At 69.7% G+C, this 20381-nt stretch carries 14 protein-coding genes; 8 read left to right on the top strand and 6 right to left on the bottom strand.

The window, feature by feature from the left end:
* Positions 1–6: 6 nt before the first annotated feature.
* The 5 genes from ACWD0F_RS18100 to ACWD0F_RS18080 all read left to right on the top strand — a co-directional run bounded on the left by ACWD0F_RS18100 (position 7) and on the right by ACWD0F_RS18080 (position 4766).
* Positions 7–1326, top strand: coding sequence for an ABC transporter substrate-binding protein (locus tag ACWD0F_RS18100; protein WP_449876730.1), 1320 nt, complete (start codon positions 7–9; stop codon positions 1324–1326).
* A gap of 12 nt (positions 1327–1338) precedes the next feature.
* Complete coding sequence (locus tag ACWD0F_RS18095; protein WP_449876728.1) at positions 1339–2715, top strand: ABC transporter permease subunit; 1377 nt, start codon at positions 1339–1341, stop codon at positions 2713–2715.
* A complete protein-coding gene (locus tag ACWD0F_RS18090) occupies positions 2712–3611 on the top strand; it encodes a carbohydrate ABC transporter permease (RefSeq protein WP_449876726.1) in 900 nt (299 codons plus the stop codon). The genes ACWD0F_RS18095 and ACWD0F_RS18090 overlap by 4 nt, the downstream gene beginning before the upstream one ends.
* 143 nt (positions 3612–3754) lie before the next feature.
* Complete coding sequence (locus ACWD0F_RS18085; RefSeq protein ID WP_449876724.1) at positions 3755–4432, top strand: uracil-DNA glycosylase; 678 nt, start codon at positions 3755–3757, stop codon at positions 4430–4432.
* 10 nt (positions 4433–4442) lie between these two features.
* On the top strand, positions 4443–4766 hold the full coding sequence (locus ACWD0F_RS18080) for a hypothetical protein (protein ID WP_449876722.1): 324 nt from the start codon (positions 4443–4445) through the stop codon (positions 4764–4766).
* A 311-nt stretch (positions 4767–5077) separates the two neighbouring features.
* On the opposite strand, the gene ACWD0F_RS18075 is transcribed toward ACWD0F_RS18080, so the two are convergent.
* A complete protein-coding gene (locus ACWD0F_RS18075) occupies positions 5078–5368 on the bottom strand; it encodes an MTH1187 family thiamine-binding protein (protein WP_449876721.1) in 291 nt (96 codons plus the stop codon).
* Between the two features lie 166 nt (positions 5369–5534).
* On the opposite strand from ACWD0F_RS18075, the gene ACWD0F_RS18070 reads away from it, so the two are divergent.
* Positions 5535–7130 carry an FAD-dependent monooxygenase gene (locus tag ACWD0F_RS18070; protein ID WP_449876719.1) on the top strand — a complete coding sequence of 532 codons (1596 nt, stop codon included), beginning with the start codon at positions 5535–5537 and terminating at the stop codon, positions 7128–7130.
* 85 nt (positions 7131–7215) lie between these two features.
* On the top strand, positions 7216–7527 hold the full coding sequence (locus ACWD0F_RS18065) for a hypothetical protein (protein ID WP_449876717.1): 312 nt from the start codon (positions 7216–7218) through the stop codon (positions 7525–7527).
* 152 nt (positions 7528–7679) lie between these two features.
* On the opposite strand, the gene ACWD0F_RS18060 is transcribed toward ACWD0F_RS18065, so the two are convergent.
* Positions 7680–11177 (bottom strand): AfsR/SARP family transcriptional regulator, encoded by a 3498-nt coding sequence (locus tag ACWD0F_RS18060; RefSeq protein WP_449876715.1) that lies wholly within the window; start codon positions 11175–11177, stop codon positions 7680–7682.
* Between the two features lie 263 nt (positions 11178–11440).
* Here ACWD0F_RS18060 and ACWD0F_RS18055 point away from each other — a divergent pair, with 263 nt between their 5' ends.
* Positions 11441–12637, top strand: coding sequence for an SGNH/GDSL hydrolase family protein (locus tag ACWD0F_RS18055; protein WP_449876713.1), 1197 nt, complete (start codon positions 11441–11443; stop codon positions 12635–12637).
* Between the two features lie 274 nt (positions 12638–12911).
* Here ACWD0F_RS18055 and ACWD0F_RS18050 read toward each other — a convergent pair whose 3' ends face one another.
* The 4 genes from ACWD0F_RS18050 to glgX form a co-directional block, all read right to left on the bottom strand.
* Positions 12912–13898, bottom strand: coding sequence for a hypothetical protein (locus ACWD0F_RS18050; RefSeq protein WP_449876711.1), 987 nt, complete (start codon positions 13896–13898; stop codon positions 12912–12914).
* Between the two features lie 466 nt (positions 13899–14364).
* A complete protein-coding gene (gene treZ, locus ACWD0F_RS18045; protein WP_449876709.1) occupies positions 14365–16077 on the bottom strand; it encodes a malto-oligosyltrehalose trehalohydrolase in 1713 nt (570 codons plus the stop codon).
* Entirely contained in the window at positions 16067–18214 is a 2148-nt protein-coding gene (gene treY, locus ACWD0F_RS18040; protein ID WP_449876707.1) for a malto-oligosyltrehalose synthase, read from the bottom strand. The genes treZ and treY overlap by 11 nt, the downstream gene beginning before the upstream one ends.
* Positions 18207–20300: a glycogen debranching protein GlgX gene (glgX, locus tag ACWD0F_RS18035; protein WP_449876705.1), complete on the bottom strand. Its 2094-nt coding sequence runs from the start codon at positions 20298–20300 to the stop codon at positions 18207–18209. Before glgX ends, treY begins: the two co-directional genes overlap by 8 nt.
* Between the last annotated feature and the right edge of the window lie 81 nt (positions 20301–20381).

Below are 20381 nucleotides of genomic sequence, written 5' to 3'. Positions count from 1 at the left end.
GCAGTTATGCGAAAAGCCAGTGCAGCAGCGATCCTGGCAGGGCTCGCAGTAGCCGTCGCCGCGTGCGGAAACGCGCCGTCGACGACTCCGGCCACCGCTGCGAGCTCGGCGCCGGCCGCCGACGCCGGCAAGACTCTCCAAGGCGTCAAGCTCGAAGTCGCCGCCAAGTGGACCGGCGACGAGCAGAAGAACTTCGAGCAGGTCCTCAAGGCCTTCTCCGCCAAGACCGGCGCCGAGGTCACCTACGCCTCCACCGGTGAGGACACCGGCGCCTACCTCGGCCCGCGCATCCAGGGCGGCAGCCCGCCCGACGTCGCGATCCTGCCGCAGCCGGGCCTGGTGCAGCAGTACGCCGACCAGAAGGCGCTCAAGCCGCTGACCGCCGCGGTCACCGGTGAGATCGACACCAACTACACCCCGTACTGGAAGGAGCTCGGCTCCGCCGACGGCCAGGTGTACGGCGTGCTGGTCAAGGCGGCGCACAAGTCGCTGGTCTGGTACCGCGCGTCGGCGTTCGACGACGCGGGTGTGCAGCCGCCGACGAACTGGGACGAGCTCGTCAAGGCCGGGCAGACCATCGCCGACTCCGGCACGCCGCCGTTCTCCTTCTGTGGCGCCTCCGGCTGGACGCTGACCGACCTGTTCGAGAACGTCTACCTGTCGACCGCGGGCCCGGAGAACTACGACAAGCTCTCCAAGCACGAGATCCCCTGGACCGACCCGAGCGTGGCCACGGCCCTGGAGAAGATCGCCCAGATCACGGGCAAGGACTTCCTGGTCGACGGCACCTCCGGCACCATGCAGACCGACTTCCCCACCTGCGTGAACAAGGTGTACGGCACCAAGAAGGCCGCCATGGTCATCGAGGCCGACTTCGTGGCCGTCTCGGCCGTCCAGGCGGGCGCCAAGGTGGGCGAGACCGCCAAGTACTTCCCGTTCCCCAAGGCCGGTGACACCGCTCCCGTCGTGCTCGGCGGCGACGTGGCCGTGGCCATGAAGGACTCCCCCGGAGCCATGGCGCTGCTGCAGTTCCTGGCCTCCAAGGAAGGCGGCGAGATCTGGGCCAAGCTGCCCGGCTACCTCTCGCCCAACAAGAACGTCTCCCCCGACAACTACCCGGACGAGCTGACCAAGCAGCTCGGCCAGACGATCGTGTCGGCCGGTGACACCGTCCGCTACGACATGTCCGACCTGGCACCGAGCGCGTTCGGCGGCACCGACGGCAAGGGCGAGTGGAAGGTCCTGCAGGACTTCCTGCGCGACCCCAGTGACGTCAAGGGCGCCCAGACGAAGCTCGAAGACGAGGCCAAGAAGGCCTGGAAGTAAGAGGTTATGGCCGTGACCGAACGGTTGGACGGCCCGCAGGCCCCGTCCGCGGAAAACGCGGACGGGTCCTCCTCCGGACCGGCTGATACCCCCCGCAAGCAAAGACGCCTCGGCCCTTCGCCGGCGGTCGCCATCGCCTTCCTCCTCCCGGCGGCAATTCTGCTGGGCATCTGGGTGGTCTACCCGATCGTCTACTCCATCTTCCGCAGCCTGTTCGACTCTGCGGGCGACGGATTCGTGGGCCTGGACAACTACGCCACGATCTTCAGTGATCGCGGCATGCTCACCACCATTCGCAACAACCTCATCTGGGTCGTCGTCGCGCCGATCGTCGTGACCACGATCGGCCTGATCTTCGCGGTGCTGACCGAGCGGATCAAATGGGCGACGGCCTTCAAACTGATCGTCTTCATGCCCATGGCGGTCTCGCTGATGGCGGCCGGCGTGATCTTCCGCCTCGTCTACGAGGAGGACCCCGGTAAGGGTCTGGCCAACGCCGTCCTGACCACCGTGCACGACACGTTCTCCTCCTCGAAGGGCTATCCGGAGGCTCGTCCCCGCGAGGGCGACCAGTCCCCGGTCGCCCTTGAGGGGGGCGCGATCGTCACCAAGCAGCCCGTCCAGGCGGGCAAGCCGGTGCTGATCCCGATCCTGGGCGTCAAGCCGGAGATCATTCCGAGCAACGCCCAGCCCGCCCAGGCCGCGGCGGCCGGCGACGGCCTGTCGGGCACCGTGTGGTTCGACTTCACCCGCGGTGGCGGCGGCAAGAACGGCGAGGTGGACGGCACCGAGCAGGGCCTGCCCGGGATGACCGTGGAGGCCGTGCAGAACGGCAAGGTGGCCGGGACAGCGACGACGGCCGACGACGGCACGTTCCGCTTCGACGGGCTGCCCGCCGGGTCCTACGACGTACGGCTGCCCGCGTCGAACTTCCAGCCCTCCTACCACGGTCTGACGTGGCTCGGCGAGACGCTCATCACCCCGGCGATCATCGGCGCGTTCGTCTGGGTCTGGGCCGGATTCGCCATGGTGCTGATCGCGGCCGGGCTGGCGGCCATCCCGCGTGACGCGCTGGAGGCCGCCCGCATCGACGGCGCCTCGGAGTGGCAGGTGTTCCGCAGGATCACCGTGCCGCTGCTGTCGCCGGTGCTGCTCGTCGTCTTCGTGACGATGATCATCAATACATTAAAGGTGTTCGACCTGGTCTTCATCATCGCACCGGCCTCGGTCCAGCCCCAGTCGAACGTGGTGGCGCTGGAGATGTGGCGCGTGGCGTTCGGCGGCGGGAACAACCAGGGTCTGGGCAGCGCATTGGCCGTGTTCCTGCTCATTCTGGTCCTTCCCTTCATGATCATGAACATTCGCCGGTTCAGGAGGGACGAATCATGACCACCGCGACGGCCCCCGCGCCCGCGGCACTGGAGACGGGCGCACCGCAAAGGGGCGTGCTCGGCAAGATCGTCGACCGCCTCGGCGGTGGGACGGTCCAGGTCGTGATGGTGCTGCTGGGCCTGTTCTGGCTGGTGCCGACGCTCGGTCTGCTGGTCGTGTCGATGCGTACGACACAGGTCAACAACGCCGAGGGCTGGTGGACCGTCTTCACCAAGCCGGCCGAGCTGACCCTGCGGAACTATGGCGACCTGCTCGCCAGCGGCTTCACCGCGTCCTTCTGGAACACCGTGGCCATCACGGTGCCGACCACGATCCTGGTGATCGGCATCGCGGCCATGGCGGCGTACGCGTTCGCGTGGATGGAGTTCCCCGGACGCGACCTGTCGTTCCTCGTCGTGGTCGGGCTCTTGATCGTGCCCATCCAGATCGCGCTGATCCCCGTCGCGTCCTTCTACGGCGGCCTCGGGATCTTCGGCACGATTCCGGGCGTGGTGCTGTTCCACACGGCGTTCGGCCTGCCGTTCGCGATCTTCCTGCTCCGGAACTTCTTCGTCGGCATCCCGGCCTCGCTGCTGGAGGCGGCGCGGATGGACGGGGCGCCGGAGTGGAAGATCTTCGTCAAGGTGGTGTTCCCGCTGGGCAAGCCGGCGATCGCGTCGCTGGGGATCTTCCAGTTCCTGTGGGTGTGGAACGACATGCTCATCGCGCTGGTCTTCGCCAACACCGAGAACCAGCCGATGACCAAGGCCCTGCAGTCTCAGATGCGGCAGTTCGGCTCGAACGTGGACATCCTGTCCTCGGGCGCGTTCCTGTCACTGATCATCCCGCTGGTCCTGTTCTTCGCGTTCCAGCGGTACTTCGTCCAGGGCATGATGGCCGGCTCTGTGAAGTAATGCCTACGGGCGCCCGCCTGCACTGCGCTGAGGCGGGCGCCCGTAACGCCATCCGCCTCTGCACGCCGTTGTGATCATTCCGGTACGGCTGTCGACCGCGTTTGGCCCGCAGGCCGTACCAGACCTGGCTAAACTTCACGGCCATGGCAGGTCGTCCCCTTCACGAAGTCGTCGAAGCCGGATGGGCTCAGGCACTTGAGCCCGTCTCCGAGCAGATCTCCCTGATGGGAGAGTTCCTGCGCAAGGAAATCGCCGAAGGCAGGCAGTATCTTCCTGCGGGCGCACACGTCCTGCGCGCTTTCAGCCAGCCCTTCGACGATGTCAAGGTGCTGATCGTGGGCCAGGACCCCTATCCGACGCCGGGGCACCCCGTCGGATTGTCGTTCTCGGTGGCTCCCGACGTGCGGCCGCTGCCGGGCAGTCTGCTCAACATCTACAAGGAGATGGAGAGCGACCTCGGCCTCCCCCGGCCCGCCAACGGCGACCTCACGCCGTGGGCCGAGCAGGGCGTGCTCCTGCTCAACAGGGTCCTCACCGTGATGCCCGGCAAGCCCGCCTCCCACCGAGGCAAGGGCTGGGAGCAGGTCACCGAGCAGGCCATCCACGCCCTCGTCGCCCGCGCCAAGCCGATGGTCGCCATCCTGTGGGGCCGCGACGCGCGCAACCTGGCGCCGATGCTCGGCGACATCCCGCGCATCGAATCCGCCCACCCTTCCCCGCTCTCCGCACGCAGCGGCTTCTTCGGCTCGCGCCCCTTCAGCCGGGCCAATGAACTCCTCGCCCAGCAAGGCGCGGCTCCCGTCGAGTGGAAGCTGCCCTAGCATCGTCGCCATGAGTGATGAACCGAAGTACCTGCGCCTCACGGTCGAGCTGACCGTCGAAGTGCTCGATGTGGATGCCTTGCAGGCGGCGGCGCTGGCCGAGATCAGGCACCCTGACGCCGATCTCTCCGAGGAGGAGCGCACCGAGCAGGCCGAGCTGGTCGGCTCCGACGAGACCGGTGCCTCGGCCCTGCAGTGGCTGATCGAGCCCGATCACGTGCTCCAGCTCGTCGAGCACATCACCGAGATCGAGCCGCGCGAGGCCGTGCTCGGGGTGGAGCCGTCGGAGGGGCTCAGCGAGGAAGAGGACGAAGAAGAGCACCACCACGCGTGACGTGCCGGCGGGGTCGCGCGATGCGCGTCCGCCGGCCGGCACGACTCACGCCTGCTCGACGGGACCCGCCCTTCGCACCGCGGTGCTCGCGGCGTACGGGCTACCGGCGTCCCGCAGAAGGAGCCGTCATCCCCGGCCGCCCAGCGTGAGTTCGTCGGCGCGTTCACCTGACGCACATCGAGCACATTCGACGTAAGGCGGTGGCCACGGCGTTTCGACGACGTCGTGGCTTCTCGCCCGCCACCCCACTGCTCCACTGCCTGCACCCGCGCCCCCACCGCTTCCCCAGCGCATGAACCATGGGACACGCCTCAGGTGAGGTGGCGCTCCAAAGACTCGATCTTGCTGGTCATCCCGTCCGTGATGCCTTGCCGGAGGTCGGCCTTCAGCACCAGGCTCACCCGGGGAGCCACCTCCGCGACCGCGTCCACCGCGCGCTTGACGACGTCCATGACCTCGTCCCACTCGCCTTCGATCGTGGTGAACATCGCGTCCGTCCGGTTGGGCAGGCCGCTGTCGCGGACCACCTTGACGGCACGGGCGACGGGCTCGGCGACGCCCTCGCCGACGCCGAGCGGAGTGATGGAGAAGGCGACGATCACGGCGGACCCCTTCGCGGCTAGATGAACTTCGATCTTAGCGATCCGTCGATGAGCCGCCTTGCCCGCCGCCCGACATTTCGAGATATGTCTTGACCGCCCCGTGGACGCGACATATCGTGTCGCTCGACACAAACGCGATAGTACGCGTTCCGGAGGTGGAGACGCAATGGAAGACGAGCGAGTGCCCGTCCTGGTGGTGGGTGGGGGGTACGCGGGGTTGAGCGCGGCGATGCTCCTGGCCTGGCGTGAGATACCGGTCATGCTGGTCGAACGGCATCCGAGCACGTCGATCCAGCCCAAAGCGTTCGGTGTCGGCCCGAGAGCGGTGGAGCTGCTGCGGCCCGTACCCGGTGTCGAGGAGACGCTCGCCCAGATCTGGGCAGGCATCGGCGAGAACCTGCGCATCGCGATCGCCGGCACCCTGGCCGATCCGAACCCGCACATGATCATGACCGACGAACGCGAGGAGCTGGCCTTCCTCGCCGACATCACGCCCGCCGCGCAACTGGGTGCGCCTCAGGCCGAGGTCGAGCGCGTGTTGCGGGCCAAGGCCGAGGAGCTGGGCGCCGATCTGCGGTTCGGCACCGCGTTGGTCTCGCTGGAGCAGGACGAGGACGGTGTGACGGCGGTCATCCGCTCCGGCGACGAGGAACGTACCGTGCGGGCGGACTATGTGGTGGCCGCCGACGGCTCCCGGAGCCCGCTGCGCCGGCAGCTGAACGTGCCCACCTCGGGCAAGGGCGAGCTGGGCCGGATGTGCTCGATCATGTTCGACGCCGATCTGACCGGGCTGGTGCGCGAGCGCGAGGTCACGCTCTGGTACCTGCAGAACGAGCTGTTCACCGGCGTGATCGTGACCGGCACCGGCGTCGGGGCGCACGTGCTGGGCGTCAACTACGCCGACGGCGAGAGCGAGGCGGACTTCACCGAGGAGCGTTGCGCAGACCTCGTACGGATCGCCACCGCCCAGCCCGGAATGGACGTGCGGATCCTGGACAAGACGACCTTCGCCCTGGGCCACGTGCTCGCCGGCACCTACCGCGCCGGACGGGTCTTCTTCGCCGGGGACGCCGCCCACACCATGCCGCCCACCGGCGGCCAGGGCGGCAGCACCGCGCTCCAGGACGGCTGCGACATCGCCTGGCGGCTCTGGCTGGTGCTCACCGGCCAGGCGGGGCCCGCCTTCCTCGACACCTACGACGCCGAACGCCGTCCCATCGGCGCGCTGACGGCCGACGCGCAGCTCGCCAACCTCGGTGTGCGCATGCCTCCCGCGGCCCGGGTCGGTTATCCGGAGCCGCTGGAGGATCCGGTGGGCGCCCTCATCGGCCACCGCTACCACTCCACGGCCATCATCACCGAGCCCGGGGACGACGGCTCGATCCTTGAGGACCCCCGCGTACCGAACGGCCGCCCCGGCAGCCGAGCTCCCCACGTGGTGCTCGACTGGGACGGGCAGCACATCTCGACCATCGACCTGTTCGGCTCGGGCTTCGTGCTGCTGGCCGACAAACAGGGTGGCCAGAGCTGGATGGACGCCGGGCGGCTGGTCAAGGAGCGGCTCGGGGTGCGGCTCACGCGGTTGCTGGTGAATGAGGAACTGATGGACGTGGAGGGGTGCTTCCAGCAGCGGTACGGAGTCAGCGGGGGCGGCGCCGTGCTGGTGCGGCCGGATGGATATGTGGCCTGGCGCTCCCCTGAGGCCGATCCGGAGGCGATGACCACGCTTGAGCGGGTCCTGCGGCAGCTACTCAACCGCTGACCCGCCGCTCCCGCCGGCGACTTATGACAGGGTTATGACGCGCTTTCCGACACTGGGCAGACAGCCTCAAGAAATGGAGGGCGTGATGGCGGCACACCGAGCGTGGACAGGCGTACTCACCGCCGCGATGGCCGTGGGAAGCCTGACTCTGACGGCTCATCCGGCCACCGCCGAGACCTCTGCGGCGGCCAGGAACCTGCCGAGCTGCGTCAGCTACCGGCACACGACGGGCGCGATCACCCAGACGGTGTACCTCACCAACAACTGCTCGTACGGGCTCGGCTGGTACGTCGACAAGGAGGGGCCGAACAGCTCCTGCTACCACGCGTCGGCCGGCGCGAGCCGGAAGTACAAGTGGGGGCGGGCGGACGCCTACCACGGCACGTACAGGTGCTAGAGAGCCGGTCATGTAGTGGCTACATGACCGACGCTCTAGCGACGTGCCGGGAGCGCCACCCGAACGCCGGGTGGCGCTCCCGCCATGCCGAACGCCCCGCCGACACCGCTGGGGGGTTGGTGCGGACGCTCAGGGAGCCGGCGGTCTCGCCATCACACCTCGCGCATGGTGCCGTACATCCCCGAGGCCGGGTCAGCCATGGTCACGGCCGTCTTTGCGTCCAGCTTCCAGCCTTTCGTGTACGCCGCGGCGAACCCTTCCCCGCCCAGCGCGGCCTGACCACGGCGGGTGAGCTCGCGGGCCTGCGGATCGGTGTGGTCGTGCGCGCCCCGCAGCCGGGCGGCGGCCCCGAGCAGCACGGCCGACTCGTGCTGCCGCCCGCGCTTCTCGGCGAGCGCGGCCGCGTTCACCGTCACCAGCGACAGGATCGGCAGCTCCCGGGTCGCCAGCGCGGCCGCGTACGCCTCCCGCAGCGCCCTGTCGGCGCCGGGCAGGTCGCCCAGCGCCAGGCAGAGTGCGGCCCGTGCGCTGCCGACCAGCGTCCGGGCATGGTCCGCGCGAAACGCGGTGTCACCATGCAGACCCCGCTCGGCACCGTCGAGCAGGTCGGCCGCCCGATCCAGGCCGCCGCGCAGACCCCGTTCGGCACCGCCGAGCAGGTCAGCCGCCCTGTCCAGGTCGCCGCGCAGACCCCGCTCGGCACCGTCGAGCAGGTCAGCCGCCCGATCCAGGTCGCCGAGCCGCACCCGGAGGTCGGCCTCCCGCGCGTCGACCAGGATCAGCATCTCCGCCGAGGACGCGTGCAGCGCCCGATCCCGGGCGGAGTCGATGATCGCCATCGCCCGGTCGGTGTCGCCGCGCCGGATGTGCACGTCGATCCAGCGCAGGTCGCTGTAGAGCTGGTCGCCGAGGCTGAGCGAGCCGAACTCGCCTGCCAGCGTCCGGGCCTCGCGCAGGTCGGCCAGCGCGCCGTCGAGGTCGTCGTATCGCCGCAGATGGGCGCGCATCGGCAGCGTGGCGGCCTGGCCCCAACGGTCGCCGACCTGCCGGAAGCAGGCCAGGGCCGCCTTCACGTGGACACGCATCCGGTCGAGCGCGCCCGCGTTCTCGGCGATCTCGGCCAGGAACACGTGGGCCAGCCCGGCCAGCCACACGTCGTCGCCGTCGGCCAGGCGCTGGAAGATCGCGAGCGCGGCCGGCTCCTCCAGCAGGAAGAGCAGGATCGGGCCGAACACGCGGTAGTGGCTCGGCAACTCCGGATGCGCGAGCAGCCGGTCGGCCAGCTCGCGCATCTCCGCCCGGTCGTCCGCGGCTTCCCTGGTGGTGATCCCCGACAGGATGTCCGCCCGGTTGAGCAGGTAGGCGGCTCGGGCGCAGTCGCGTTCGGGCGTCGGCCCGCCGCCAGGCGCCGCCATGACCTCGCCCAGCCAGTAGGCGGCGTCGAGGTGGCGGCCGAACATCTGCCAGTACCAGGTCAGGGTCAGGGCGAGGGTGATCGCGCCGGAGGAGTCGTGGATGGCGCACAGGTGGCGCAGGGCGGCGAGCGTGTTGTCGTACTCGGCGCTGATGACCTTCATGGCTGTCATCTGGCCGGGCCCGCGCAGATGGGGGTCGTGGCGGGCCATCAGCTCGGTGAAGTGGGCGGCGGCCAGGTCGCGGGCCGCGCGGAGGTCACCGGCGTCGGTCAGGCGGTCGGCGCCGTACTCGCGGATGGTTTCGAGCATGCGGTAGCGGCCGGCGCCGGGCGCGAGCTGCAGCAGTGACCGGTCGACGAGGCTGGCGAGCAGTTCGGGGATTTCGGCGGTGGGCACGGGGGTGCCGGCGCAGACGGCGGTGGCTGAGGCAGGTGTGACGCCGCCGGGCAGGATGGAGATCCGTTCCGCGACCGTGCGTTCGTGCTCGCCCAGCAACTCCCAGCTCCAGGCGATGATCGCGCGCAGGGTACGGTGCCGGGGCGGTGCGGTACGGCTGCCGGTGGTGAGCAGCCGGAACCGGTCGGAGAGCCCGTCGGCCAGGTCGGGCAGTGACAGCGTCCGCAACCGGGCGGCGGCCAGCTCAAGGGCCAGCGGCATGCCGTCCAGGCCGTGCACCACGCGCACTATGTCGGGCAGCGTGGTCTCGTCGACGGCGAACCCGGGTCGCACGGCGGCGGCCCGCTCGGTGAACAGACGCACCGAGGCCGCCCTTCGGGCCTGTTCGACGCTGTCGTCCGGGTCGGGCAGCGCGAGCGGGCCCAGCGGCAGGAGCGCTTCGCCGTCGACCGCGAGAGGTTCGCGGCTGGTGGCGAGTACGCGCAGCCTGGGACAGCGAGGTAGCAGCGCCGAGACCAGGTGGGCCACGGCGTCGATCAGGTGCTCGCAGTTATCGACCAGCAGCAGACTCTCCCGGCCGCCGAGCTCGCCGACGAGGACGTCCAGCTCGTCACCCTCGACTCGCTTGCGGGCGTCGATCATCGCGCCGCCCCGTAGCCCGATCCCGGCGAGCACGGCGGTGGCGATCTTCGCTGGTTCGGTGACGGACGCGAGGTCGATGAGCCAGGCGCCGTCGCGGTATTCGCGGCGGTGGCGGCGGGCGGCCTCCAGCGCAAGCCGGGTCTTCCCGGCGCCGCCGGGGCCGAGGACGGTGACCAGGCGTCCGGTAGTGAGCTGGACGCCGATGTGGGTGAGGTCGTCGTCGCGGCCGATGAAGCTGGTCAGTGACGCGGGCAGGTTGGTCGGCCGGATCTGCTCGGGATGAGTGGCCGCCGGACTCCCAGCCGGAGCACCTGAAACCGCCGGACTCCCAGCCGGAGCACCTGAAACCGCTGGACTCCCAGCCGGAGCACCTGAAACCGCTGGGCTTCTGGCGGGGGCGCCTTCAGGCGAGGCGTTTGGTGCCAGGATGGGCTGGTCGGGGCGCAGCAGGCGCAGATGGCGTTCTCGCATGGCGGTGCCCGGGTCGGCGCCGAGGACATCGGCCAGAGTCCGGCGGACCCGCTCGTAGACGGCCAGCGCCTCGGCCTGACGCCCCTGAGCGGCGAGCGCGTCCATCAGCAGCGCGGCCGCCCGCTCGTGGACCGTCTGCTCGGTCAGCAATCCGGTCAGCCGGGCAGCGGCCACCTCGGCTTGCCCCAGCGACAACTCGGCGTCGGCGAGGTCGGCGACCGCCTCGATCGACACCTGTGCCAACCGTGTCGCGACCGTGGGCGCGACCGCCGCGATGACTGCGGGTTCGGCGCCAGGATGGTCACCCCACAACGCCATGGCCTCGACGAGCGCGGCGCCCGCCGTCTCCGGGTCACCTGCCCGCTGCCTCTCCCGACCGGCAGCGGTGAGCTGCTCGAAGCGCAGCGCGTCCACGTCGGCCGCGTCCACCGCCAGCCGGTACCCGCCCGCGACCTTCACGACCACGTCACAGGCCGCGTCGGTCGGGGTGAGGGCGCGGCGCAGCCGGGAGACGAGGGTCTGCAGGGCGGGGGCGGGGCCGGACGGCGGCTCCTCGGCCCAGATCGCGTCGACCAGCACGCCCGGCTCGACCGCGCGGCCACCGGCGAGTGCCAGCCGGACGAGCAGGCCCCGCAACCGTGCACCCGGAACGGGCAGGACGGCGTCACCGCGAGACACCTGAAACGCGCCGAGCAGCGTGACGCGAAGCCGTGCAGCCCCATCCATGCCCCGATCTTCGCGCGCCCACCCGCAAGACCCCAAATCACGGCGGCCGTGCCAGCACCATATTCGGGCCGAGCCAGCACCGTGTCCGTCCCGAGCCAACACCGTGTCCGTCCCGAGCCAGCGCCATATTCGGGCCGAGCCAGCACCGTGTTTTTGCCGTGTTTGTGCCGTAATGCGCCGCGTTCGTCCCGTGTTTGTCCCGTGTGAGCGACCCGCCTCAGTCTTCGCATGCCGCACCAAATCACGAACAACGGAGGCAACTGATGACTGAGACGAACAACGCCGGCATCTGGGTCCGGAGTTGGGGTGCCTCGCCCCAGGCAGCCCACGACGGGCTCGGCTCGCTTGACGGCCACCCGCCGCTCGCCGACGTGACCCTGCGCCAGGTGGTACGCATCAGCGGCGGCGGGCACCGGATGCGCATCCGCTTCACCAACGAGTTCGGGACCGCGCCCTTCACCATCGGCGCGGCGCAGGTGGGCCTCGCGGCGCCCGGCGGCGGGGTGCAGCCGGGCAGCGAGCGCGCGCTGACTTTCTCCGGCGCGTCGGCCGTCACCGTCCCGGCGGGCGCGCCGATCCTCAGCGATCCGGTCGACCTGCTCCTGCCCGCCCTCACCAAGTTGTCCATCAGCCTCTACCTGCCGGGGCACGTGGAGACCTGCACCTGCCACGACCCCGCTTTGGAGACCGGCTGGACAATCCCGGGCGACGCCGTTGCCGCCCCCACCCTGCCGGAGAACGCCGAGGTTCTGCCGGTGCGGGCCCTGATCTCCGCCGTCGAACTGCTCCCCGGCGCCCCGGCCAAGACCATCGTCGTGGTGGGTGACTCCCGTACCGACGGCGCCGGCTCGACCCCGGACGCCAACCATAGCTGGCCGGAACTGCTGGCCGAGCGTCTCGCCGCACGGGGTGTGGCCACCGGCTACGTCTCCAACCAGGGCATCAGCGGCAACCGGCTGCTCAACGACGGCATCGGCGTCGCCGCCCTGGCCCGCTTCGACCGTGACGTGCTGGCGACGCCCGGCCTCGGCTACGTGGTGCTCTCCGTGGGCGCCAACGACATCGGCATCTCCTTCGCCCCACGCGACGACGGCCCCCTGGCCGATTTCCTGAAAATGTTCCCCGGCGCGCCGGTGACGACGGACGACGTCATCGCCGGCTACCGGCAGTTGATCGCCCGGGCGCACGCACACGGCGTGCGGGTCTACGCCACCACGATCGCGCCCTACGAGGGCACGGAGATCTACACACCGGAGGGCGAGAGCGCACGCCAGGCGGTCAACGAATGGATCCGCGGCGGCGGCGCCTTCGACGCTGTGCTGGACTTCGACGCCGTCTGGCACGATCCGGACCGCCCCAGCCGCATCAGCGAGGACTTCCACGCCGGCGACCATCTGCACGGCAACGACGCGGGCTACCAGGCCCTGGCCGACTCCATAGACCTGTCGCTGTTCAGCTGAGTCAGCCGTGATCAGCCGTGACGCCACGCTAGATCTCCTCCTGTTTCTGCCAGAGGCAAGTAAGAGCGAGGTCGATGCCCTCGACTTCACCAAGCCATGCCTCGCGCTCGGCGCGTGCCCGGCCAGCGGGCCAACAAGTCCTCCTCACGCTCGGCGCGTGCCCGACCGGCAGGCCAACAAGTCCTCCTCACGCTCGACGCGCGCCCGACCGGCAGGCCAGGTCCTCCTTGATCTCATCAAGCCCGGGGCAGCCTTGATCTGGCACGACCGGCGGTCAGGCGGCGAGGGCCGGTGCCGGGTCTGGGGTGGGGCAGCCGATCAAGGTCAGCGAAGCGTAGGCGGTGGCTCCCTGGGTGGTGCACAGCCAGTCGTTCAGGGAGCCGGTGAAGTCTGAGGGTGGGCCGACCTTGAGGCAGGTGACCTGGCCTGCACCAGGGGCCGGGCCGATCTTCAGGCGGCGGATGCTGCCGGTGCGACCCAGCTCTCCGATGTCCGCGTTGTAGGGGGTCAGCTTGACGCCGAAGGGGAGGCCGCTGCCGTCGGGCTGGTCTGAGGGCTGGATCTGGAGGAAGTCGTCGATCTGGCGTTCTGTGGCGTCCGGGTGGGTGGTGACGTGGGCCAGGTGGTCGGCGAGCAGGCGGCTGGCCACCGTACGCAGGAGGGTGGTCGCGCACAGGCTGTGGGCGCAGGCGGCGCCGTCAACGGTGATCTCCGGGAGGGCGAAGCGGCGCAGACCGCGTGAGGTGACACGCAGGCAGTCGCAAACCCCCAGGTCGCCCGGGTCCCATGGCGGGCAGGTGGCGCCATCGTGGATCTGGACGTCCCACGCCAGCCAGTCGTCGTTGAGGCGGAAGTCCCTGGGCTCGTCCGCGCGGCTCCCGCTGGTGACGATGGTGGCGCCGATCAGGGGGTCCAGCAGGAGGCCGCCGCACTCGCGGGCCAGGGATCTGGCCACGGCACGGGCTGCCTGCACGTTGGCGGGAAGTTGTTGCGGAGGCGCCAAGGAGGAGATCACGACGTGCTGCTTCGTGCGACGGAAGCGGCGCCTCTCGTCGTCCGTGAGGTTGGGGACGATGGATTTCCACGGAGTCGGGTGGTGGGTCACGGTCAGCGTCCCGCTGTTGATCGCGTTGAGGGCGGTCTTCTTGTGCGGTCCTGATATGCGCCAGGGGATGAACGACTCAATGTCGAGGAGAAGGTGCTCCATGGCGACGATGAACAGGCAGGTCAGCGTGCTGGGCATGGGGAGGGTGATCTTCATGAACGGCCTCCGTGACTCGGGCTTGCGGGGGATCGGATCGAGGAGGTGTTCAGGATCGGGTACGGGGCTAGGCCGTCGTCGGGTGGAACGGGATTCTGGGGATAAGTGGGTGGGGCTGGTAACGCCTGTGGATGACACGGTCGTGGCGCGTGGAGGTGAGGCGCGGCGGTGGCGTCCAGGAGTCAGAAGCCCACTTTGCCCGGCAGCTCGGCAAGTGGCCAGGACTGCGAGCCAAGCGCTCGACTGAGCAACCAGGCACGGCCCAACGACCGGCCCAGCCAAGCAATCAGGCGCGGCCCAGCGACTTGGCTCGGCTGAGCAACGCAGCGCTGGCTGAGCAACGCAGTACTGGCTGAGCAACGCAGTACTGGCTGAGCAACGCAGTACTGGCTGAGCAACGCAGTACTGGCTGAGCAACGCAGTACTGGCTGAGTGACGCAGTACTGGCTGAGGGGGTGGTGGGTGGTCAGGGGGCGGGGCGGCAGATGGCCATCGACTGGCCCGGCAGCCGAAGCCCCTCCTCCCCCACGAACACCGGCTCGTCGGACGCCAGCAGCACATGCCCGAAGGACACCGGCAACGTCACCGACTCCGGTGCGAAGTTCACCACCACGGCCAGCGTCCCGCGCCACATCAGCAGCCACTTCCCCAGCGGATCCACCTCCACCCGCACCCGGTCCAGCCGTGGGTCCGACAGCTCGGGCAGCGCCTTCCGCAGGGCGATCAGGTCGCGGTACCAGCACAGCAGCGACCAGTGCGCCTCCTCCTTGACCTCCCCCCAGTCCAGCTTCGACCGCTGGAACGTCTCCTCGTCCGAAGGATCGGGCGCGTCCCACGTGTACCCGAAGCCGTCGAACTCCCGCTCCCGCCGCACGCCCTCGCTCTCCCGCAGCTCCGGCTCCACGTGGTCGGAGAAGAACAGGAACGGCGAGCGTGCCCCCCACTCCTCCCCCATGAAGAGCATGGGCGTGAAGGGGGAGGTCAGCAGCAGTCCGGCGCCGAGTTTGAGCGCGGGGACGGGCAGCCGGTCGCCGGCGGGGCGGTTGCCGATCTGGTCGTGGTTCTGCAGGCAGGCCACGAGCCGGTGCCCGGGCACGCCCGCGAACGAGCGCCCGTGCGCGCGCTCGCGGAAGCTCGAATAGGAGCCGTCGTGCAGGACGCCCGAGGTGAGCACCTTGGCCAGCGCGGACAGGTCGGCGAAGTCCTTGTAGTAGCCGTGCGACTCACCGCTCACCGCGCAGTGCAGGGCATGGTGGACGTCGTCGTCCCACTGCGCCGTCATCCCCAGCCCCCCTGCCTCCAGGGAGCGCACCATGCGCGGATCGTTGAGGTCGGACTCGGCGATCAGCGACAGCGGGCGGCCGACGGAGCACGCCAGCGCGTCCACCTCGTCGGCCAGCTCGGCCAGCAGGTGGCCGGCGCGGTTGTCGTGCAGCGCGTGCACGGCGTCGAGGCGCAGCCCGTCGATGTGGAAGTCGCGCAGCCACTGGACGGCGTTGCCGATGAAGTAGCGCCGTACCTCGTCGGAGCCCGGCCCGTCCAGATTGACCGCGTCGCCCCAATAACTGCCCTTAAATCCGGCAAAGTACGGCCCGAACGGGTGCAGGAAGTTCCCCGACGGCCCGAGATGGTTGTAGACCACGTCCAGGATCACCCCCACCCCGGCCCGATGGCAGGCGTCCACGAACGACTTGAGCCCGTCGGGCCCGCCATACGTCTCGTTCACCGCGTAGAGATCGACCCCGTCATACCCCCAGTTCCGCATCCCGGGCACCGGCGCCACCGGCATGACCTCGACGAAGTCCACGCAGAGCTCCACGAGATGCGGCAGGCGCTCGATGGCCGCCGCGAACGTCCCCTCCCCCGTGAACGTCCCCACGTGCAGCTCGTAGATCACCGCCCCCCGCAGGTCGCGCCCCTTCCAGTCATGGTCGGACCAGGTGAACCGGGCATGGTCGTAGACGGCGCTGGGCCCGAAGACGCCCTCGGGCTGACGACGGGTGCGCGGGTCGGGGTGGGGGCCGTCGCCGTCCACCACGAAGCCGTACCGGGCGCCGTGCCCGGCCTCCGCCACCTCGGACGACCACCAGCCCCCCGCGCCGGGCACCATCGCCCGGCGCCGGCCCAGGACGTCCACCTCGACGGTGCTGGCCTTCGGTGCCCAGACCTCAAAGATCATGTCGCTCCATGAGTGAGACCGGATACTGACCGAGCAGGTGCGCGAGCGGGATGCGGCCGGCGTGCAGGGCGCCGGTGAGCAGGTCGCGCCAGGTTCCCGGGGGCAACGTCAGAGACGTCGCCCCCCATCCGGACCGCGCCAGCCGTACGGGCAGGCGGGTGGCCACGGCGACGGCGTGCGCGCGGTCGCGGGCGCCTGCGGCGTTGCCCCGGGCGAAGGCGATCACGTGCTCCGCCGCCGTCCCCTCCGCCCGCAGCGGCAGGTACGGGGCGGCGCCCCCGAGCCGTCGCCGCAGCCGCAGCGCCTGGGTCGTCACCAGGAGCTTGGCCGCGTCCCACGAGGTCTCGGGCTTGCGCGGATAGCTCACCGGCCGCCGGTTGTCCGGATCGACCAGCGAGAAGTCGGTCGTCTCGTTGCCCTGGTACACGTCGGGCACCCCGGGCATCATGAGCTGGACCAGCTTGGCCCCCAGCGAGTTGGACAGGGCGAACGGCTCGATCCGCTCCGTGAACGCGCCGACGGGCAGCCGGACGGCCGCCGCCGCGAACTCCCGCAGCCGCTGCTCATAGGACGGATCCGGCTTTATCCAGGAAATGCTGGTCTTGGCCTCCCGGGCGGCCTTGAACAGGTACTCGGCGAAGCGCTCCTCGGAGATCGGCCACGCGGCCATGAGGTTCTGCCAGGCCAGGTAGTCGAGATGCGGATCGAAGCGCACCGCCGCCGACCAGCCCGCCACGGCCTCGGCCCACTCTTCCGGCAGCTCCGACAACACCGACAACCGCGCCCGCACGTCCTCCGACCGCTTGGTGTCGTGCGTGGACAGCGTGGTCATCGTGTACGGGAGCGTCCGCGCGCAGAGCTCGTGGAACTCCGCCACCGGCACCCCGAACGCGTCCGGCTCACCGCCGACCTCGTTGAGGCAGGCCAGCGGGTACCAGCGGTAGAGCGCGGTGTCCTCGACGCCCTTGGCCATGACGGGCCCGCACGCCTGCTGGAAGCGGGTGACAGCCTCGGCGGAGCCGTACAGGACCTCGCGGACCAGCGGGCGCACGGCGGGAGAGCAGGTCGCGGCGGCCCGCTCGACGATCTCCACGGCCTCGGGCGGCGGCTCCTGCCCCGGCACGACGTACGCCCGGTAGACCGGCATGGCGGCGAGCAGCTCGCGCACCGCCTCGGGCGCGCAGGAGGCGGCCCTGGCCAGCCGCTCGACCTCGGCGCCGAAGAACAGCTCCAGCACCTCCCGCTTGGCCTGCGCCATCACCGGCGGGTACGCCTGGGGCTGCCCGGTCAGCTCGCCGAAGAGCCGGATCAGCGGCTCCTTGCCGGCCGGATCGACGAACAGGCCGTTGATCCGGTTGAGCAGGTCGTAGCCGGTGGTGCCGTCGCAGGCCCAGTCGGCGGGCAGCCGCTCGGAGCCGATGAGGATCTTCTCGACGACCGTCCACGCCTCGCCCGTCCGGGCGCGCAGCCGTTCGAGATAGCCGCGCGGATCGGCCAGCCCGTCGGGATGGTCCACGCGCAGCCCGTCGACCAGTCCCTCGTCGAGCAGCCAGAAGATCACCTCGTGCGTCGCGAACAGCACGGACGGATCCTCGACCCGCAGTCCTATTAACGAGGAAACGTCGAAGAAGCGCCGGTAGCCGGGCCCTTCGCGCCAGTCGGCCAGCCGGTAGTGCCCAGGGTGGGGGAAGGAGTGCTCGTGGTAGCGCAGCACGTCGCCGTCGACCACCGGCTCGGTGTCGTCGCCGAGCACCGGCATGGCGACCTTCCCATCGACCCAGTCGATGTCGAACCAGCGCGCGTACGGCGACGCCGGCCCGTCCTTGAGCACCGACCAGAACTGGGCGTTGGTGGTGTTCATGTGGTTGGGCACGATATCGACCACGATGCCGAGGTCATGGGCGGCGAGCTGCTGCGCCATCTCCCTGAACCCGGTGGCCCCGCCGAACTCGTCCCGGATCCTGGAGTGGTCGGTGACGTCGTAGCCGTGCCGCGACCCGGGCGTCGACTGCAGGACCGGCGACAGGTAGACGTGACTGACGCCGAGGTCGCGCAGGTAGCCGGCGATCTCGGCCACCTGGGCGAAGCCGAAGTCCGGGGTGAGCTGCACCCGGTAGGTCGAGGTCGGTCTAGACACGGCGCAGCACCCGCACGCTCCGTCCTGGCACCGCGATCGCCTCGCCCGCCCGGCACATCCGCGCGTCGAGCCTGATCGGCATGGCCGTGTCGATCTCCGTGTGCCACATCTCGCCGTAGTCCTGGGGGATGGTGAATTTGATCGTGTCGTAGTGGGCGTTGAACAGCAACAGGAACGAGTCGTCCCGCATCGGCCGGCCGCGCCGGTCCGGCTCGGTGATGGCGTCACCGTTCAGGAAGACGGCCAGCGACTTCGCGTAGCCGACGTTCCAGTCGCCGTCGTTCATCTCCTCCCCGGACGGGGTGAGCCAGGCGATGTCGCTCAGCCCGCGTACGGGCTTGCCGTAGAAGAACCGCCTGCGCCGGAAGACCGGATGTTTCTTGCGCAGCGCGGCCAGGCTCTGCGTGAACTCCAGCAGCAACCAGTTCTCGCGCACGTCGGACCAGTCGACCCAGGTCAGGTCGTCGTCCTGGCAGTAGCCGTTGTTGTTGCCCTTCTGGGTGCGGCCCAGCTCGTCGCCGTGCGAGAGCATCGGCACGCCCTGCGACAGGAAGAGCGTGGTGAGGAAGTTGCGCTTCTGCTGCTCGCGCAGCGACTCGATGGCGATGCCCGCCGCGCCCTCCTCGCCGCAGTTCCAGGATCGGTTGTCGTCGGTGCCGTCGCGGTTGCCCTCTTTGTTGGCCTCGTTGTGCTTGCCGTTGTAGGAGACCAGGTCCTGCAGGGTGAAGCCGTCGTGGCAGGTGACGAAGTTGATCGAGGCGGCGGGCCGGCGGCTGTCGTCCTTGTACAGGTCGCTCGACCCGGTGAACCGGGAGCCGAACTCGGGCAGCGTGGCCGCCTGCCCGCGCCACAGGTCGCGGATCGTGTCGCGGTAGCGCCCGTTCCACTCCGTCCACCGGGACGGGAAGTTGCCGACCTGGTAGCCGCCCGGCCCCACGTCCCACGGCTCGGCGATGAGCTTGACCTGCGACAACACCGGGTCCTGCTGCACCAGGTCGAAGAACGCGCTCAGCCGGTCGACCTCGTGCAGCTCCCGCGCGAGCGTCGAGGCCAGGTCGAACCTGAACCCGTCCACGTGCATCTCGATGACCCAGTAGCGGAGCGAGTCCATGATCATTTGCAGCACGTGCGGCGACCGCATGAGCAGGCTGTTGCCGGTGCCGGTGGTGTCGACGTAGTAGCGCTTGTCGTTCTCGACCAGCCGGTAGTAGTTGATGTTGTCGATCCCCCGGAAGCCGAGCGTCGGCCCCAGGTGGTTGCCCTCCGCGGTGTGGTTGTAGACCACGTCGAGGATCACCTCGATGCCCGCCTCGTGCAGCGAGCGCACCATCGCCTTGAACTCCAGCACCTGCCCGCCGCGCTGCCCCTGGCTGGAGTAGCGGTTGTGCGGCGCGAAGAAGCCGATCGAGTTGTAGCCCCAGTAGTTGGACAGGCCGCGCTGCTCCAGGATGTGGTCGGTGACGAACTGGTGCACCGGCATGAGCTCCAGCGCCGTCACGCCCAGCTTGGTCAGATGGTCGAGGATCTCGGGGTGGCCGAGCGCCGCGTACGTGCCGCGCAGGTGCTTGGGGATCTTGGGATGGCTGATCGTCAGCCCCCGCACGTGCGCCTCGTAGATCACGGTGTCGTGGTACGGCGTCGCGGGCGGCCGGTCGTGCCCCCAGCCGAAGAACGGGTTGACCACCACCGAACGCGGCACGTAGGGGGCCGAGTCGAAGTCGTTCCTGGTGTCCGGCTGGCCGAAACGGTAACCGTAGACCGCCTCGTTCCACTTGACGCCGCCCTCGATCGCCATGGCGTACGGGTCGAGCAGCACCTTGGCGGGGTTGCACCGCGGCCCGCGGGCCGGCTCGTAGGGGCCGTGGATCCGGTAGCCGTAACGCTGCCCGGGGTTGATCCCCGGCAGGTAGCCGTGCCAGATGAACCCGTCCACCTCCGTGAGCGGCACCCTCGACTCGACGTTGTCCTCGTCGAAGAGGCACAGCTCCACCTTGTCGGCCACCTCGGTGTACAGCGAGAAGTTGGTGCCGGCGCCGTCGTAGGTCGCTCCGAGCGGATAGGGGTCTCCCGGCCAGATCTCGATCATCGAGGCTCCCTTGCGGTCTCTCCCATGTTCTGTTCCCCCCGCTCCGTTCGACAAGCCCGGCCCCCGAGGGCGCGATGACCA

The sequence above is a fragment of the Nonomuraea sp. NPDC002799 genome, from assembly GCF_053592075.1.
Note: the sequence above shows the minus strand (reverse complement) of the source record. Positions and strands in the feature narration are given on the sequence as shown.

Coding starts and splice junctions, on each gene's coding strand:
- ACWD0F_RS18100 (WP_449876730.1), top strand. CDS start 7: ATGCGAAAAGCCAGTGCAGCAGCGATCCTGGCAGGGCTCGCAGTAGCC.
- ACWD0F_RS18090 (WP_449876726.1), top strand. CDS start 2,712: ATGACCACCGCGACGGCCCCCGCGCCCGCGGCACTGGAGACGGGCGCA.
- ACWD0F_RS18085 (WP_449876724.1), top strand. CDS start 3,755: ATGGCAGGTCGTCCCCTTCACGAAGTCGTCGAAGCCGGATGGGCTCAG.
- ACWD0F_RS18080 (WP_449876722.1), top strand. CDS start 4,443: ATGAGTGATGAACCGAAGTACCTGCGCCTCACGGTCGAGCTGACCGTC.
- ACWD0F_RS18070 (WP_449876719.1), top strand. CDS start 5,535: ATGGAAGACGAGCGAGTGCCCGTCCTGGTGGTGGGTGGGGGGTACGCG.
- ACWD0F_RS18065 (WP_449876717.1), top strand. CDS start 7,216: ATGGCGGCACACCGAGCGTGGACAGGCGTACTCACCGCCGCGATGGCC.
- ACWD0F_RS18060 (WP_449876715.1), bottom strand. CDS start 11,177: ATGGATGGGGCTGCACGGCTTCGCGTCACGCTGCTCGGCGCGTTTCAG.
- ACWD0F_RS18055 (WP_449876713.1), top strand. CDS start 11,441: ATGACTGAGACGAACAACGCCGGCATCTGGGTCCGGAGTTGGGGTGCC.
- ACWD0F_RS18050 (WP_449876711.1), bottom strand. CDS start 13,898: ATGAAGATCACCCTCCCCATGCCCAGCACGCTGACCTGCCTGTTCATC.
- treZ (WP_449876709.1), bottom strand. CDS start 16,077: ATGATCTTTGAGGTCTGGGCACCGAAGGCCAGCACCGTCGAGGTGGAC.
- glgX (WP_449876705.1), bottom strand. CDS start 20,300: ATGATCGAGATCTGGCCGGGAGACCCCTATCCGCTCGGAGCGACCTAC.